Source organism: Arthrobacter crusticola (assembly GCF_004357995.1).
GTDB classification, from domain to species: Bacteria; Actinomycetota; Actinomycetes; order Actinomycetales; family Micrococcaceae; genus Arthrobacter_D; species Arthrobacter_D crusticola.
In genome coordinates this window covers 282,113-296,472 of record NZ_SMTK01000003.1, presented here as the reverse complement: position 1 = coordinate 296,472, position 14,360 = coordinate 282,113, and the positions used below count along the sequence as shown (strand labels likewise).

Annotated in this window: 15 protein-coding genes; 6 read left to right on the top strand and 9 right to left on the bottom strand. The window is 70.3% G+C overall.

What is annotated here, in order from left to right; translation table 11 throughout:
- Nucleotides 1-31 precede the first annotated feature (31 nt).
- A complete protein-coding gene (locus tag E2F48_RS09150; protein WP_133403690.1) occupies nt 32-2,026 on the top strand; it encodes a penicillin-binding transpeptidase domain-containing protein in 1,995 nt (664 codons plus the stop codon).
- A 197-nt stretch (nt 2,027-2,223) separates the two neighbouring features.
- Here the strand turns inward: E2F48_RS09150 and E2F48_RS09145 are convergent, their stop codons facing one another.
- Complete coding sequence (locus E2F48_RS09145) at nt 2,224-2,625, bottom strand: YccF domain-containing protein (RefSeq protein ID WP_133403689.1); 402 nt, start codon at nt 2,623-2,625, stop codon at nt 2,224-2,226.
- 328 nt (nt 2,626-2,953) lie between these two features.
- Nucleotides 2,954-4,624, bottom strand: a complete 1,671-nt coding sequence (locus E2F48_RS09140; RefSeq protein ID WP_133403688.1) for a DEAD/DEAH box helicase — start codon at nt 4,622-4,624, stop codon at nt 2,954-2,956.
- A 332-nt stretch (nt 4,625-4,956) separates the two neighbouring features.
- Between E2F48_RS09140 and E2F48_RS09135 the strand changes: the two genes are divergently transcribed.
- Both E2F48_RS09135 and trmB read left to right on the top strand, forming a co-directional pair.
- Nucleotides 4,957-6,195, top strand: a complete 1,239-nt coding sequence (locus E2F48_RS09135; RefSeq protein ID WP_133403687.1) for a M20 metallopeptidase family protein — start codon at nt 4,957-4,959, stop codon at nt 6,193-6,195.
- Nucleotides 6,196-6,244: 49 nt separating this feature from the next.
- Entirely contained in the window at nt 6,245-7,162 is a 918-nt protein-coding gene (trmB, locus tag E2F48_RS09130) for a tRNA (guanosine(46)-N7)-methyltransferase TrmB (RefSeq protein WP_133403686.1), read from the top strand.
- Nucleotides 7,163-7,205: 43 nt separating this feature from the next.
- Here trmB and E2F48_RS09125 read toward each other — a convergent pair whose 3' ends face one another.
- On the bottom strand, nt 7,206-7,553 hold the full coding sequence (locus E2F48_RS09125) for a UBP-type zinc finger domain-containing protein (RefSeq protein ID WP_133403685.1): 348 nt from the start codon (nt 7,551-7,553) through the stop codon (nt 7,206-7,208).
- A gap of 267 nt (nt 7,554-7,820) precedes the next feature.
- On the opposite strand from E2F48_RS09125, the gene E2F48_RS09120 reads away from it, so the two are divergent.
- A complete protein-coding gene (locus E2F48_RS09120; protein ID WP_133403684.1) occupies nt 7,821-8,429 on the top strand; it encodes an NADPH-dependent F420 reductase in 609 nt (202 codons plus the stop codon).
- Complete coding sequence (locus E2F48_RS09115; RefSeq protein WP_221411661.1) at nt 8,426-9,358, top strand: DUF5996 family protein; 933 nt, start codon at nt 8,426-8,428, stop codon at nt 9,356-9,358. The genes E2F48_RS09120 and E2F48_RS09115 overlap by 4 nt, the downstream gene beginning before the upstream one ends.
- Nucleotides 9,359-9,379: 21 nt before the next feature.
- Here E2F48_RS09115 and E2F48_RS09110 read toward each other — a convergent pair whose 3' ends face one another.
- Complete coding sequence (locus E2F48_RS09110) at nt 9,380-10,060, bottom strand: SDR family NAD(P)-dependent oxidoreductase (protein WP_133403683.1); 681 nt, start codon at nt 10,058-10,060, stop codon at nt 9,380-9,382.
- 51 nt (nt 10,061-10,111) lie between these two features.
- Between E2F48_RS09110 and E2F48_RS09105 the strand changes: the two genes are divergently transcribed.
- Nucleotides 10,112-10,681, top strand: a complete 570-nt coding sequence (locus E2F48_RS09105; RefSeq protein ID WP_133403682.1) for a DUF5655 domain-containing protein — start codon at nt 10,112-10,114, stop codon at nt 10,679-10,681.
- On the opposite strand, the gene E2F48_RS09100 is transcribed toward E2F48_RS09105, so the two are convergent.
- From E2F48_RS09100 to E2F48_RS09080, 5 genes are all read right to left on the bottom strand, one after another.
- Nucleotides 10,653-11,351, bottom strand: a complete 699-nt coding sequence (locus E2F48_RS09100) for a PspA/IM30 family protein (RefSeq protein WP_133403681.1) — start codon at nt 11,349-11,351, stop codon at nt 10,653-10,655. The genes E2F48_RS09105 and E2F48_RS09100 overlap by 29 nt on opposite strands.
- Before the next feature lie 40 nt (nt 11,352-11,391).
- On the bottom strand, nt 11,392-11,955 hold the full coding sequence (locus tag E2F48_RS09095; protein WP_133403680.1) for a hypothetical protein: 564 nt from the start codon (nt 11,953-11,955) through the stop codon (nt 11,392-11,394).
- A gap of 115 nt (nt 11,956-12,070) precedes the next feature.
- Entirely contained in the window at nt 12,071-12,493 is a 423-nt protein-coding gene (locus tag E2F48_RS09090) for a heat shock protein transcriptional repressor HspR (RefSeq protein ID WP_133403679.1), read from the bottom strand.
- Between the two features lie 48 nt (nt 12,494-12,541).
- Nucleotides 12,542-13,519, bottom strand: coding sequence for a DnaJ C-terminal domain-containing protein (locus E2F48_RS09085; RefSeq protein WP_133403678.1), 978 nt, complete (start codon nt 13,517-13,519; stop codon nt 12,542-12,544).
- A 163-nt stretch (nt 13,520-13,682) separates the two neighbouring features.
- Nucleotides 13,683-14,360, bottom strand: coding sequence for a nucleotide exchange factor GrpE (locus tag E2F48_RS09080; protein WP_133403677.1), 678 nt, complete (start codon nt 14,358-14,360; stop codon nt 13,683-13,685).

Here is a 14,360-nt window from a genome sequence, read left to right as displayed (position 1 = left end):
GAGAGGGGCCGCCGTCGGCCATAATGGCCCGATGGGGAAATTTCATCGACTGACCGCTGTCCTGACCACCGCCGTCCTGGCGGCCTCGCTTGCCGCCTGCGCCGACGACCGGCCGACCGCCGCGGATGCCGCGAAGAAGCTCGCCGCGGGCCTGTCGAAGCTCGACGTCGCGGGCTCGGCCTTCACCGTAGTTCGGGCCGAGGACGTCACCACGGACCTGGACACCATCACGGAGGCGCTCGCGCCGCTGAAGCCCAAGGTCGCCGTCGAGGGCGTGGAGTCGACCGGTGAGGACACCGCAACCGCCACCCTGGACTACATTTGGGACGTCGATGCCTCGGACGAGGACTGGACCTATTCGACGGCGGTGGAGCTCACCCGGGAGGAGGACGAGTGGCAGGCCGAGTGGGATCCGGCCATCTTCGTGCCGGAACTGCGCGTCGATGAGCGCCTTGCCCTGCAAAAGGTGCCCGCGGACCGGGGAGACATCACCGGCGCGGACGGCGAGGTGCTCGTCACCGAGCGCCCAGTGATGCGGGTCGGCATCGACAAGACGCTCATTCCCGCAGAGGAACACGATGCCGCCGCGAGGGCGCTCGCTGGAGTCTTGGAGCTCGACCCGGCCCCCTACGCGGAGCAGGTGGCCGCCGCCGGCGCCGAGGCGTTCGTCGAGGCGATCGTGCTGCGCGAGGACTCGCCGCTGGCTGCCGACCGTGCCGCTCTCGACGCCATTCCGGGGGTCGCCACCATGAAAGATTTCCGTGAACTGGCCCCGACCCGGGCGTTCGCCCGTGAGCTGCTGGGCACCGTCGGCGAACCGACGGCCGAGCTGATTGAGCAGTCCGGCGGGAAGCTCGAGGCCGGGGACATCACCGGCCTTTCCGGCCTGCAGCGGCAGCACAACGACCGGCTCGCCGGAACCCCCGGCATTCTAATCACAGGGGTGCTGGGGGAGGGCGAGGCCGCCCAGTCCCAGGGCCTGTTCGAGAAGCCGCCGGTCAACGGAAAGCCTCTCGCCACCACGCTCGACGCGCAACTGCAGACCCTTGCCGAGGAGGTCCTCGCCGAGGAGCCCTCGGCGTCCTCGATCGTCGCCATCCGCCCCAGCACCGGGGAAGTACTGACCGCCGCCAACGGGCCCGGCAGCGAGGGCCTGCCCACCGCGCTGCTCGGGCAGTACCCGCCGGGGTCCACCTTCAAGATCGCCACCACCCTCGCGCTGCTGCGCAAGGGCCTCACGCCCGAGTCCCCCACCGAATGCCCCGCCGAACTCACCGTCGACGGACGCTCCTTCAACAACGCGAGCACCTACCCGGCGCAGTTCACCGGAACGATCCCGCTGCTCCAGAGCTTCGCGCAGTCGTGCAACACCGGGTTCATTTCCAACCGCGACAAGGTCTCCCAGCAGGAACTCGCCTCGGCCGCCGCCGACCTCGGCATCGGGGTCGAAGCCTCCATTGGCACGCCCGCCTTCTTCGGCGTCGTTCCCGTCGAGGCCGAGGGCACCGCGCACGCCGCGTCGATGATCGGGCAGGGCGAGGTCCTCGTCTCGCCGCTGGCGCTGGCGACCATGGCAGCGAGCGTCGGCAAGGGTGCCAGGGTCACCCCGACGGTGCTGGCCACCGGACCGGACGACGCGTCGGCGTCGGCGTCCGCGTCGGCGTCGGCGTCGGCGTCCCCGTCGGCGTCCCCGTCCTCCGGGCCTTCCGTGGATGACTCCGAGTCCACCAGCGCGCCCGCCGAAGCCAGCAAACTGACAGAGGAGGAGGCCGCCACCCTGCGGACCCTGATGCGCGCGGTGGTGACCGAGGGCGGCGCGGGCATGCTCGGCGGCATCCCGGGCGATCCCGTGCATGCGAAGACCGGCACGGCGGAGTTCGGCAGCGAGACCCCGCCGCGCACCCATGCGTGGATCGTCGCTCTGCAGGGCGACCTCGCCGTGGCGGTCTTCGTCGAAGAAGGAGAACTCGGCTCAACCTCGGGCGGACCATTCATGGAGGCGTTCCTCCGCGGAGCCGGTTCCTAGGAGCCACCCCTCCTCCGCCGAAACTGCAGCTCACCACGCTCTGCAGCGACCACCTCCGCCGAAACTGCAGCTCACCACGCTTCAATCCCGCCGAAGCGTGGTGAGCTGCCAACTCGGAAGGGTTTTCGGGGTGCACCTCCCACGTCCCGGTGCACCACCGGCCTCCTGGCACCCCGGGGCACCGCCCGACCCGGGGGTCAGCGGTACTGGGGAATTCGAGTGCCGCGCGTCTCCACGATGACCTTGCCCAGCGGCATCAGCGACACGGGGATGAGTTTGAGGTTGGCAATGCCGAGGGGAATCCCGATGATGCTCACGAACATGGGGATCGCCGTGAGGACGTGCCCGATGGCGATCCAGATCCCCGCGACGAGCAGCCAGATGATGTTGCCCATGGTGGAGAAGAAGGACACCTGCCCGCCGCGGTCCACCACCGTCCGCCCGAACGGCCACAGGGCGTAGAGGCCGATCCGGAATGAGGCGATTCCGAAGGGGATCGTGATGATCAGGACGCAGCACAGAATTCCGGCGGCGAAGTAGCCAAGGGCCAGCCAGATACCGCCGAAGAGCAGCCAGATCACGTTCAGGAGTGTGTTCATTGGCCCATTGTCGCTCATTGCCGGGTGCGGCGTCCGGGGTTCTGCACACCGGCCCCTCGGCCCGTCACCGAAACTGCAGCTCACCACACTCTCACGCCCGCGAAGCGTGGTTAACTGCCCACTCGGCGTAAGCCTTCCGGCACCCACCCAAGCGCCCCTCAACACCTCCCTCGAACCTGCAGTTCACCACGCTTTCACGCCCCCGAAGGGTGGTTAGCTGCCAACTCGGCGGGCCCTGCACAGCAAAAACGCCCCACACAGCTGAAAGGCCCCTTCCCGTGCGGGAAGGGGCCTTTCAGCTGGATCGGCTCTGCTGGATCAGCGGAGCTTAGCGCGTGCGGCGGTCGTTCGACGCCGGAGCACTGGCCCTGCGCGAACCACCGGCGCGACCGGCGCTGGCGGGTCGGCCCGCAGCGGCCGGTGCATGGCTGCGCTGGCCGGAGGACGTTCCGCCGGCGGCCGCCGGACGGCGGGGAGCGACATCCGCGGCGCGCTGGCCCGTTGCGGGACGGCGGCTGCGGGTTCCGGCGGTGTCGGCGGCGGGACGGCCCTCGGCGGAGCGGCGGCGGCCTGCGCCGGCGCCTGCCTCGGTGCCGAAGCGCGGTGCCTGCGGCTGGTCCTTGCGGCGGTCGGCACGGTTGCCCTGGGCGGGCTGCGCCTCGGCCGCGACACGTCCACGGCCGCCCCTGCCGCCGCGTCCGCCGGCGGCGGGTGCTGCGGCGCCGCGGCGGGCGCGCTTGCGCTGGGCGTTGGCGCCGGTGGAGGTGCCCTCGCCGCGGGCGGTGTCGCGCTGGGCGATGAGTGCCGCGCGGGTGCGGGGATCAATCTTTTCCGCGACCTCGCCGATGAGCTTGCCGACCAGAGGAGAGGTTGCCTTGACGTTTTCGAAGGCGACGTCGACGCCGGCGGCGCGCATCAGCTTCTGCACCTCCGACTTCTGCTCCGGCAGGGTGATGGTCACGACGGTGCCCGAGGACCCGGCGCGGGCGGTGCGGCCCGAACGGTGGAGGTATGCCTTGTGCTCGGTGGGCGGGTCGACGTGGACGACGAGTTCGACGTCGTCCACGTGCACACCGCGGGCGGCGACGTCGGTCGCCACGAGGACGCGCACATCGCCGCTGGAGAACTCCGCAAGGTTCCGGTCACGGGCATTCTGCGAGAGGTTGCCGTGGAGGTCGACGGCGGGGATGCCGGCGTCGGTGAGGGTCTTGGCCAGCTTGCGGGCGTGGTGCTTGGTGCGCATGAACAGCAGGCGGCGCCCGGTGCCGGAGGCAAGCTGGACGATCAGCTGCTTCTTCTGGGTCTGGTCGCCGATGAGCAGCACGTGGTGCTCCATGGTGGTCACCGCGGCCTGGGGATCGTCGACCGAGTGGGTGACGGGCTTGCTCAGGTACCGGTTGACGAGCTTGTCCACGCCATTGTCCAGGGTCGCCGAGAACAGCAGGCGCTGCCCCTCGGTGGGCGTGGTGTCCATGATCTTCTTCACGACAGGCAGGAAGCCCAGGTCGGCCATGTGGTCGGCCTCGTCGAGAATGGTGATCTCCACCGATTCAAGGGTGATGAGCTTCTGGCGCATCAGGTCCTCGAGTCGGCCGGGGCAGGCGATGACGATGTCGACGCCGGCCCGCAGGGCCTTCTCCTGGCGCTGCTGGGAAACCCCGCCGTAGATGACGGTGGTGTTCAGTCCCAGCTCGTTGGCCAGCGGCTCGACGGTGTTGTTGATCTGGGTGGCCAGCTCGCGGGTCGGGGCCAGGATCAGGGCCAGGGGGCGTCCGGGCTTGCGCCGGTAGGCGGCCTCCTGCTCGGCGAGCCGGGACACCATGGGAAGGGCAAAAGCGAGGGTCTTTCCCGAGCCGGTGCGGCCGCGGCCGAGGACGTCGCGTCCCGCGAGAGTGTCGGGGAGGGTCTTGACCTGGATGGGGAAAGGTTCGGTGATTCCCTGCGCTGTCAGGTTCGAAACCAGCGCTTTGGGCACACCAAGGGCGGCAAAAGTAGTCATGTATATACACGAACTTTCTTCTCATCTTCCCCGGCGCCGGTTGGCACAGGGGTTCGCCGAAGAAAAGTCAGACAGTGTCCACCGCGCTTCCATACGGGAAGCTGGATGCGGGACAAAAGAAAGCGCTCATCGACGCAGGCTGCGGGTATCGGGGCCGTCTCCGGCCTCCGGGATACGCAGGCATGTCCTTCCACCCTACCAGCCGGAACAGCCCCCGCCTGACACGTACCGCCCCGGGGGCCCCTCACCCCTCCCGTTTTCCGGCACCGTCTGGGAGGGTGTGAGAACCCCCACCAGGGAAACCATCGGCCGAATCCACCGGGAGGACCTCAATGACCGCCACCCCCGCCAGCCTGCTCGAGGAGGCGCGCCAGCTCCATGGCGGCCTAACCGATCTGCGGCACCGCCTCCACCGGGAACCCGAGATCGGGCTGTCGCTGCCGCGGACGCAGCAGAAGGTCCTCGAAGCCCTTGAGGGGCTCCCGTACGAGGTGGCCCTAGGCACGGAGACCACCTCCGTCACCGCCGTGCTGCGCGGCACCGCCGCCTCGGCAGGGCGGCGGCCGACGGTGCTGCTGCGCGGCGACATGGACGCCCTGCCCGTGCAGGAACGCACCGGGATCCCGTTCTCCTCCACCGTCGACGGCGTAATGCACGCCTGCGGGCACGACCTGCACACCTCGATGCTCGCCGGCGCCGCCGGCCTGCTCGCCGCCCACCGGGATGAGCTGGCCGGCGACGTCGTGCTCATGTTGCAGCCCGGTGAGGAGGGGTACGACGGCGCGGCGGTGATGATCCGCGAGGGCATCCTCGAAGCCTCCGGCCGGCTGCCGGATGCGGCCTACGGCCTTCATGTGACCTCCTCGCTGCTGCCCAACGGGATCTTCGCCAGCAGGGGCGGCACGCTGATGTCGGCCTCGGACGGGCTCATGGTGACGGTCCGCGGCGCCGGCGGCCACGGCTCCGCCCCGCACACCGCGAAGGACCCGGTCACCGTGGCCGCCGAAATCGTCACGCAGCTGCAGGTGATGGTGACCCGGCAGTTCAATATGTTCGACCCGGTGGTGATCTCCGTCGGGGTGCTTCGGGCGGGCACGAAGCGGAACATCATTCCCGACACGGCCCGGATCGAGGCCACCGTGCGGACCTTCTCGGCGGAAAACCGGGAGAAGATGGCTGCCATCGCCCCGCGTCTGGTGCGCGGCATCGCCGAGGCGCACGGGCTGGAGGCCGACGTCGACTACGAGACCGAGTACCCGCTGACCGTGACGAACTTCTCGGAGACGCTCCATGCGCAGGAGCAGGTTGCCGCGCTCTTCGGCCCCGGCCGGTACGCGGAGATGCAGCAGCCCCTGAGCGGTTCCGAGGACTTCTCGCGCATCCTGGAGGCGGTCCCCGGCAGCTTCGTCTTCCTCGCCGCCACTCCTCCGGGCGCCGACCCGCAGTCGGCGCCGTTCAACCACTCGCCCCTGGCCGTGTTCGACGACAATGTCCTGGCCGACGGCGCCGCCCTGTACGCACAGCTGGCCCTGTCCCGGCTGGCGTCCCTCGCCGCGGCGGGCATCGGCTAGGCGCCCGGCAGCCGCGCGCCGGGCACACCGGGCGGTAGCCTTGAGGGTGATGAGCACCGAGCCCAACGCCCCGGCAACCACCCCGGCAGATCCCGAAACACCCGAACCGCCCCGCGGCCACCCCGTGTCCTTCGTGCGACGCGGATCCCGGCTCCAGGGCCGCCGGCGCGAGGCGTGGGCCGAGCTCGCCGGGGACTACCTGATCGAAGTGCCGCGCGTGTCCGCCGATACGTCGGTGGACCCGGACTACCGGTTCGATGCCGCCGGGGCCTTCGGCCGGCACGCCCCGCTCGTGGTGGAGGTGGGCTCCGGGCTCGGCGAGGCGATCACCCACGCCGCCGAGCTGAACCCGGACCGCAATTTCCTGGCCCTCGAGGTGTACCGCCCCGGACTGGCCCAGACGATGCTGCGGATCAGCCAGAAAGGCCTGACCAACGTCCGCGTGGCCCAGGTCAACGCCCCCGAGGCTCTGGCGGGAATGCTCGGTCCGGCCTCGCTCAGCGAGCTCTGGGTCTACTTCCCGGACCCCTGGCACAAGGTGCGCCACCGGAAGCGGCGCCTGGTGAAGGAAAGCTTCGTCGAGCTCGCCGCCCGGGTGCTTGAACCCGGCGGACTGTTCAGGCTGGCCACCGACTGGTCCGACTACGCCGTGCAGATGCGCTCTGTCCTCAACGCCTCACCGATGTTCGCCAACCTCCACGCCGGCGAGCGCACCGGAGAGATGAGCCCCCTCACCCAGGTGTGGGAAAGCGGGGTGGAATCGGTCGTCGGCGGCGCCCCGGTCCGGAAGGGCAAGGACCCCGTCAGCACCGGCAATACCGGAATCAATGAGGGCACCGACACCCTGGGCGGCTGGGCTCCGCGGTTCGAGGACCGCCCGCTGACCAGCTTCGAGAACAAGGCGCTGGAGGCCGGGCGCATGGTTTTCGACCTCACCTACCGCCGCACGGGCCTGCCCACCGGGTAGGCCGCCGGTCCGGGCGGAGCGCGGAGTGCTTCCCTGGAGCGGTTCAGTGGAGTTTCGTGACCCAGTCGCGGGGAACGGCCCCTGCCGGCCCCGGCGAGCTCTGCTTCAACGGGCGGTGCTGGGGCGGCGCAAGCTTCATTCCATTCGTGTAGGTTCCGGTCTCATAGTTCCAGAACCAGTCCTCCCCCGGCTCGAAGGAGGCGATGATGGGATGGCCGGTCTCCGCCGCATGCCGGCTCGCATGCTGGTTCGGCGAGGAGTCACAGCATCCGATGTGCCCGCACTGGGCACACCGCCGCAGGTGCAGCCACCACCCATGACTGCCGAGGCACTCGGCGCAGCCGGTGCCCGAGGGCGCCGCCGTGGGAACGATCCCGTGGACATCGCTCATTGCAGTTCCTTCCCGCCGGGCGCTGCGGGCTCCGAGTGTGCGCAGCGATTCCCCGGCGCGTCTAGTTCTACACCCCTGCCGCCGAAGGGGCCATACCTCCGGGGTGCGCCCCGACTGCGGCGCGGTTTTCCGCGCGTAATGATCCGCGCATCCTTTACCGGGCCGGGCATGGAACATAAATTCAGGTCAGCCCTTTAGCTCCTGCCGCCGCGGACACTTCCAATCCCGTCCCGGCCGTCCCTCGATTCCTCCGGGCTAGGAGAACCAATGAAAATTGCAGTACTTGGAACAGGAAATGTCGGCACCGCCCTCGCTGACGGTCTGCTCGATGCGGGCCACGACGTCGTCCTTGGCGCCCGTGACCCCGCGGGGAAGGATGGCTTCGCCCCGAAGGTGGTGGGAATGCAGGAGGCGATTGCATCCGGCGACGTCGTCGTCTCGGCCCTTCCCGGCAATGCGGCCCAGGACATCCTCGGGCCGTTCAGCGACTCCCTCGCCGGAAAACTCCTGATCGACGTCGGCAATGCCCTGACCCCGGCGTTCGAACTCGCTTATCCCAACGCCAGCCTCGGCGCCGCACTTCAGGCCCAGTTCCCCGCCACCCGGGTGGTGAAGACGCTGAACACCATGCCGGTCGCGGCCATGACCGGACCCGAATCGCGGGCCGCGGAAAGCACCGTGTTCCTGTCCGGCAACGACGAAGCGGCGAAGGAGACGGTCGCCGGACTCCTTTCGGACCTCGGCTGGAGCAGGGAGAACCAACTCGACCTCGGCGACATCTCCACCGCCCGCAGCGCCGAGCATTACTCCTTCCTGGCGTTCAACCTGATGTCGTCCCTGAACACCCGGTCCGTCAACATTAAGGTCGTGGCGTGAGCCGCTGGCCGGCGCTGCTGGTGGACGACTGGGATGACACCCGCGCCACCCTCCACATGTGGCTGCAGATCGTCGGCAAGATCCGGATGGCCCACGCTCCGCTGGTCAACCACTGGTGGCAGGTGCCGCTGTATGTGAGCCCGCGGGGCCTGGGCACTTCGACGGTGCCCTGCGGGCAGTCGACCTTCGATATCGAGTTCGACTTCATCACCGACACCCTCCGCGTGCGCCACAGTGGCGGCAGGGAAGGCGTGGTGGCGCTGGAGCCCAAACCCGTGTCGCAGTTCTACAGCGAGCTCACCGCGGTGCTGGCGGAGCTGGGGATCCCCGTGGCGATCCGCGCCGTCCCCAACGAAGTCGATCCGGCGGTCCCCTTCGCTGACGACCACGAGAACCGCTCCTACGATCACGACGCGGTGCACCTGTTCTGGCAGCAGCTCACCCAGGCCGCGAGGGTGCTGCAGTTGTTTCGATCCTCCTTCGCGGGCAAGTCGAGCCCGGTGCACTTCTTCTGGGGCGGGATGGACCTGGCCTGCACCCGGTTCTCGGGCCGGCCGGCTCCCCCGCACCCGGGGGGCGTGCCGAACTGCCCCGACTGGGTCATGGTGGAGGGCTACTCCCACGAACTGTGGAGCAGCGGCTTTTGGGCCGGCGGCTCCCCCGAGGGTTCCTTCTACTCCTATGCGTATCCCGAGCCGGAGGGCTACCCGGCCGTTTCCGCCGGGCCCCCGGAGGCCTCCTACCGGAAGGACCTGGGCCTGTTCCTGCTCCCCTACGACGCCGTGAGGCGCTCGGCGGATCCGGACGCCACCGTCCTTGAATTCCTCAGGTCAACGTACGAAGCGGCCGCCGACGCCGCCGGCTGGGACCGCTCCACCCTCGAGACCGACCCGGGGCGCCTGCCTCCACTGGCGCCCCGTGAGACCTGACCGTCGGCGGCCTCCGGCGGCTTAGAACGCCGTGGAGGCCAGGTCCTTCTCGTCCTCCGCCATGGCGGCGATGATGCGCTCGGCCACGGCCTGCGGGTCCTTGCCCTGCGGCAGCCGCGGGGCGGTGCCCGCGAGGGTCCGTTCGGTCAGGCCGGTCTCCGTGTGCGGGGGACGCACGTCCAGCACCCGGGAGCCCTGGCGGCGCAGTTCGAGGCCGAGCGCCTTGCCGTAGGCGCTCAGTGCCGCCTTGGTGGCGGAGTACGCGGCCATGCCCGCGGTGGGCCGCTCGGCAACGACGGCGCTGAGCTGGACGACGACGGAGTCTTCGGCCAGCCGCGGCGCCAGCTCGCGCATCAGGCGCATGTACCCGAGCAGGTTCACCAGCATCAGCTCATCGAGTGTGTCGTCGTCGACCTCCGCCGCCGGCCCGAAGGCGACGACGCCGGCGGCAAAAATGATGCCGTTCAGCTCCCGGCCGTAGGCGGCCGCCGCGATGTCCGAGGGCGCGCTGAGCCGGCCGAGGTCGGCCGCGACCGTGCCGGCGGCGGCACCGCCCAGCTCACCGGCCAGGGCGGCCAGCTTGGCCTCCGACCGTCCGCTCAGGGTCAGCAGGGCGCCGCGGGCGGCGAGACCGCGCGCGAGCGCGGATCCCAGCACTCCGGTGGCACCGACGACGAGGAAGTGGGATCCGTTCAGCTCCATGCGGCGAGTGTACCAACGCAGCGGAGGGGGCGGTCCGGCTACGCTGGGGCAATGGGCGAGATAAAGACCTGGCAGGCGATGGCCGATACGAATGCCGAACGGCTCCAGCGCACCACGGGCCGCAGCGTCGAGGAGTGGGTGGAGGCGGCCCGCGGCGCCGGCGTCCACTCCCGGGCGGCGCTGGCGGCCTGGCTGAAGCCCCAGGGAGTGACCGGCTACAGCCTGATGAGCGTGGACTGGGCGATGTTCGGCTACCCGGATTTCATCCTCAGCTCGGTCGACGAACTGTATGAGGGCCAGTACGCGGACCGGCAGGCGCTGCGTCCCATCGGCGACCGGCTCCTCGCCTGGGCGCTCGAGGCCGACGGCGTCGAGGTGCAGATGCGCAAGACCTACATCTCACTGCAGACGGCGCGCCGGAAGTTCGCGCAGGTCACCCCGGCGACGAAGTCCGCCGTCGACGTGTTCATGCGCTTCGCGCGCCCGAACGATCCGCGCGCCGAGCCGGCGCGGGCGGCCAAGGATGATCCATTCCGCTGGCGGATCCGCCTAAAGACGGTCGACGATATTGACGACGCGGTGCTGGGGGCCCTTACTGCTGCCCGGGACGAGAGCCTCTAGCCCGCTGTTCCTTGAGCCGGGCCAGCTCCAGGCGTGCGGCGGAGTCGGCCTCAAGCTCCTCGAACGCCTCCTGGACCCGCTGTGAGGACGGATCCGACCAGGCCAGTTCCTCACGGGCGGCGGCGAGTGCCTGCAGGCGGCGCACCTCCCGCTCGGCCTCCCGGGCGGCGAGCTCCCCTCCCCCGATCGGGCCCGCAGAGGAGCGCAGCGCCTCCTGGGCCCGCGCCGAGGCCTCGGCCGCGGCGTGCTGCGCCAGCAGGGCCTGGTGCCGGAGCCAGCTGTCGGACATCCGTTCCTCGAGCCGAGCGACGTCGGCGGCGAGCCGCCGGGCCTGCACATCGATCTCCTGGAGCTGCCCGCTGAGAGTCTGCAGGTGCTTCGCGGCACCCAGCTGGCCGCGCAGGGCCTCCCGGGCGGCGTTGTCATCGCCGCGGGCGACCGCGGCGGCGGCGTGCGCCTCGAAGTGGCGCACCCGCGCGGCGGCCTCACCGGCCAGGATTTCGAGGCGGCGTCGGTGCGCGGCGACATCGGCGGCTCCCCGCCGCGCGGAGTCCAGGGCCGCGTGCTGCGCCCGCTGTGCGTTGGCGGCGGTCACCCGGGGGTCCTCGACGGGCTGGACGGCGGCCTTGTTGGCGCGGACGATCCGCGAGATGCGCCGGGAAAGGGACATCGCTGCCCTGCCGGGGCCTAGGAGCGGCGGAGCGGCGCCGTCATGACGCCCTCCGGACCCCGTAGGCGGTAAGCCACGAATGCATGGCGCTGATCTCCATGCTCAGCCGGGCGCCGCTGCGTTCCAGCTCGAGCCGGTCCATGGAGCCTGAACCCCGCAGCAGGCAGCGCCGGAGGTCAACGGAGAGTCCCTCAAGGGAGCGCACGTAGCGGGCGAGGTCCGCGGTCAGTTCCCGCTTCAGGGCCCGGTTCGGCTCCCGGTCGGCCATGCGCAGGTGGTCCCCGACGGAGGCGGCGGCCCGCTCGAGCTCTTCGGCGGCGGCGGGCAGGTTGCCCACCGGCCAGCCGCGCTGCACGGCTTCGGCGAGGGCCCGCCGGTTGGCCTGGTTGGAGCGGCGGAGCTCAAGGGCCAGCCGGGCAGGCTCCCGGACGGTCCGGTCCATGGCGAGGGAGTGAAGGGTCAGGACGCCGTTGTCGGCCGCGCGCCGCATGAGTCCCGAGCGCCGGATCCGCCGGACGGCCAGCCAGAGCAGCGCGGTGGAGGTCAGGCCCATGAGGAGCAGGATGATGCCGAACACCATCAGCAGCTGAAGGAATCCGTCCATCAGTACAGGGTCCTCGGGGAGCGGGGGCGGGAGCGGAGCATGCCTCTAGTGTGCCCTGCGGGTGCGGCGATTTCCAGATTTTGGCCGCGGGAATCCACCGGGCTGTGCGGTCTGCTCAGTTGCCGGCGAGGTCCGGGCGCCAGACCATGACGGCCTGGCTGCGGGCCCGCGGGCGCTGGCCCCGGGCCAGGGTGACGACGTCGCCGGCCAGCCCGGCGGCGAACACCCGGCTGGGATCGGGCTGGCCGCGGCGCTGCGCCAGTTCGGAGGTCAGTTCCCGGACCCGCTGCTGCAGCGCCGACACCTGGTTCTCGAGTTCGAGGATGCGGCGGATCCCTTCGAGGGAAACCCCTTCCTGGGACAGCCGCTGGATCTCGCGGAGGGTGCTGACGTCCTTCTGGGAGTACCGCCGGGCGCGCCCGGGCGCCCGGCTCGGCGTGACGAGCCCGAGCCGGTCGTATTGGCGCAGCGTCTGCGGGTGCATGTCGGCCAGCTCGGCGGCGACCGAGATGACGTAGATGGGCATCGTGGTATCCATCGTGCGGTTGCCTCCTTCCGGTTCCGCGCGGGGCGGACGGGGTTGCGGTTAGAGCCGGGCCTTGGCCGCCAGCCCGGCGCGGGGGTTGGCGTCGGCGGTCGCGGCGGCGAACGCCTCGACCGCGGCGGCGGCCTCCTTGGAGAGGTTCTGGGGTACGACGACGTCGATGGTCACCAGCAGGTCCCCCGTCACCTTCGGCGTGGACACCCCCCGGCCCTTGAGCCTCAGAGTCCTGCCCGAGGGCGTTCCCGGCGGAACCTTCATCTTGACCAGGTCGCCGGTGATGGTCGGTACCTCGATCTGCGCGCCGAGTGCGGCCTCGGGGAAGGTCACGGGCACGTGGACCTTGATGTTGTCACCGTCGCGCTGGAAGATCGGGTGGTCCTTGACGTTCACAGTGACCATAAGGTCGCCGTTGCCCGCCGGCCCCGACTGGCCGCGCCCGCGCACCCGTACCTTCTGGCCGTCCTTGATGCCGGCGGGGATGCGGACGTCGATGACCTCCCCGGAGGGCTCGCGCAGCCCGATGGTGGTGCCCTTGATGGAGCCGGCGAAGGAGATGGTGGTGCTGGCGGTGCGGTCGGCGCCCTTGCGCGGCGGCGCGTCGAAGCCGCCGCCGAACCCGCCGCCGCCGCCGAAGAGATCGGCGAACTCGGGCGGGAGGTTGCTGTAGCCGTTGCCGCCGCGGGTGCGGGGCCCTGCGCTCTGGCCGAAGAGGTTCCCGAAGATGTCCTCGAAGCCAGCGCTTCCGCCCGGCGCCCCGGCACCGGCGGCGGTGAAGCGGGCGCCGCCGCCCATGGCGCGGATGGCGTCGTACTGCTGGCGCTGCTCGGAGTCGGACAGGACGGAGTAGGCCTCGGAGACGTCCTTGAACATGCGTTCGGACCCGGCGTCGCCCTGGTTCTGGTCAGGGTGGTGCTGGCGGGCGAGTTTGCGGTACGCCTTCTTGATGTCGGCGTCCGTTGCGTCCTTGGAGACACCGAGGATCTTGTAAAAATCCTTATCGACCCAATCCTGACTAGCCAATTGGAGTCTCCTTTCACTGCTTCTTCTTGAAACCTGAAATGTACCGGGTATGGATCGTCCCGGGCGGAGCGGTCTCGTGTAGGGCCTTCAATATTCCACGCGAGCTCTGCGAGCTCTGGAATTTCGTTGGCCCGGCAAGACCGCCCCGCCCGGGACAGTAACGCTACTCCGGTACTGCGACGATCACTTGGGCCGCCCTCAGCACGCGGTCGCCCTTGCGGTACCCGGCGCGGAGGACCTGGCTGACGCTGTCGGCCTGGACGTCCGCGCTGGGCTGCTGGATGAGCGCCTCGTGGATGTTCGGGTCGAAGGCCACACCGGTCTCGTCGATGCGGGTCAGCTCGTACGCCTTCAGGGCGTTTTCGAACTTGCCCGCGATCGCCGCGAACGGCCCGTCGGCGAGGTCGCCGTGCTGGCGCGCGGCGTCGATGTCGTCGAGGACCGGCATCAGGGAGTTGAGGACCCCGATGACGGCCTGGTCGCGGGCAACGTCGCGGTCCCGCTCGACGCGGCGCCGGTAGTTGACGTACTCGGCCTGCAGCCGGAGCAGGTCGTTGCGCAGTTCGGCGATGACCTCCGTCACCGGCGCGTCTTCGCCCTCGCCGGCCTCGTTGAGGATGGCCTCGGCCTGGGCGAGCGCGTCGCCGTCGGCGGGCTCCGCGGCGGACGCCGACGGCGCCTGCTCTCCGGCCGGTTCCCCGGACACCGGCTCGGCCGGTGCCGGGTCGCCGGCGTCGTTCTGCTGCCCACGGACGGCGCCCGTTTCAGGGTCGATCTTGCGGTTGTCCCGGAAGCTCACCGGCTCTGACTGGTGCTCTTCTTCATTTCCGTGGTGCGGCAT

Bases quoted from the DNA above. Each gene is read 5' to 3' on its own strand.
- E2F48_RS09145 (WP_133403689.1), bottom strand. From the start codon at position 2,625: ATGAACACACTCCTGAACGTGATCTGGCTGCTCTTCGGCGGTATCTGG.
- E2F48_RS09100 (WP_133403681.1), bottom strand. From the start codon at position 11,351: ATGTCCCTTTCCCGGCGCATCTCGCGGATCGTCCGCGCCAACAAGGCC.
- E2F48_RS09095 (WP_133403680.1), bottom strand. From the start codon at position 11,955: ATGGACGGATTCCTTCAGCTGCTGATGGTGTTCGGCATCATCCTGCTC.
- trmB (WP_133403686.1), top strand. From the start codon at position 6,245: ATGAGCACCGAGCCCAACGCCCCGGCAACCACCCCGGCAGATCCCGAA.
- E2F48_RS09105 (WP_133403682.1), top strand. From the start codon at position 10,112: ATGGGCGAGATAAAGACCTGGCAGGCGATGGCCGATACGAATGCCGAA.
- E2F48_RS09090 (WP_133403679.1), bottom strand. From the start codon at position 12,493: ATGGATACCACGATGCCCATCTACGTCATCTCGGTCGCCGCCGAGCTG.
- E2F48_RS09110 (WP_133403683.1), bottom strand. From the start codon at position 10,060: ATGGAGCTGAACGGATCCCACTTCCTCGTCGTCGGTGCCACCGGAGTG.
- E2F48_RS09140 (WP_133403688.1), bottom strand. From the start codon at position 4,624: ATGACTACTTTTGCCGCCCTTGGTGTGCCCAAAGCGCTGGTTTCGAAC.
- E2F48_RS09120 (WP_133403684.1), top strand. From the start codon at position 7,821: ATGAAAATTGCAGTACTTGGAACAGGAAATGTCGGCACCGCCCTCGCT.
- E2F48_RS09150 (WP_133403690.1), top strand. From the start codon at position 32: ATGGGGAAATTTCATCGACTGACCGCTGTCCTGACCACCGCCGTCCTG.
- E2F48_RS09125 (WP_133403685.1), bottom strand. From the start codon at position 7,553: ATGAGCGATGTCCACGGGATCGTTCCCACGGCGGCGCCCTCGGGCACC.
- E2F48_RS09135 (WP_133403687.1), top strand. From the start codon at position 4,957: ATGACCGCCACCCCCGCCAGCCTGCTCGAGGAGGCGCGCCAGCTCCAT.
- E2F48_RS09080 (WP_133403677.1), bottom strand. From the start codon at position 14,360: ATGCCGCACCACGGAAATGAAGAAGAGCACCAGTCAGAGCCGGTGAGC.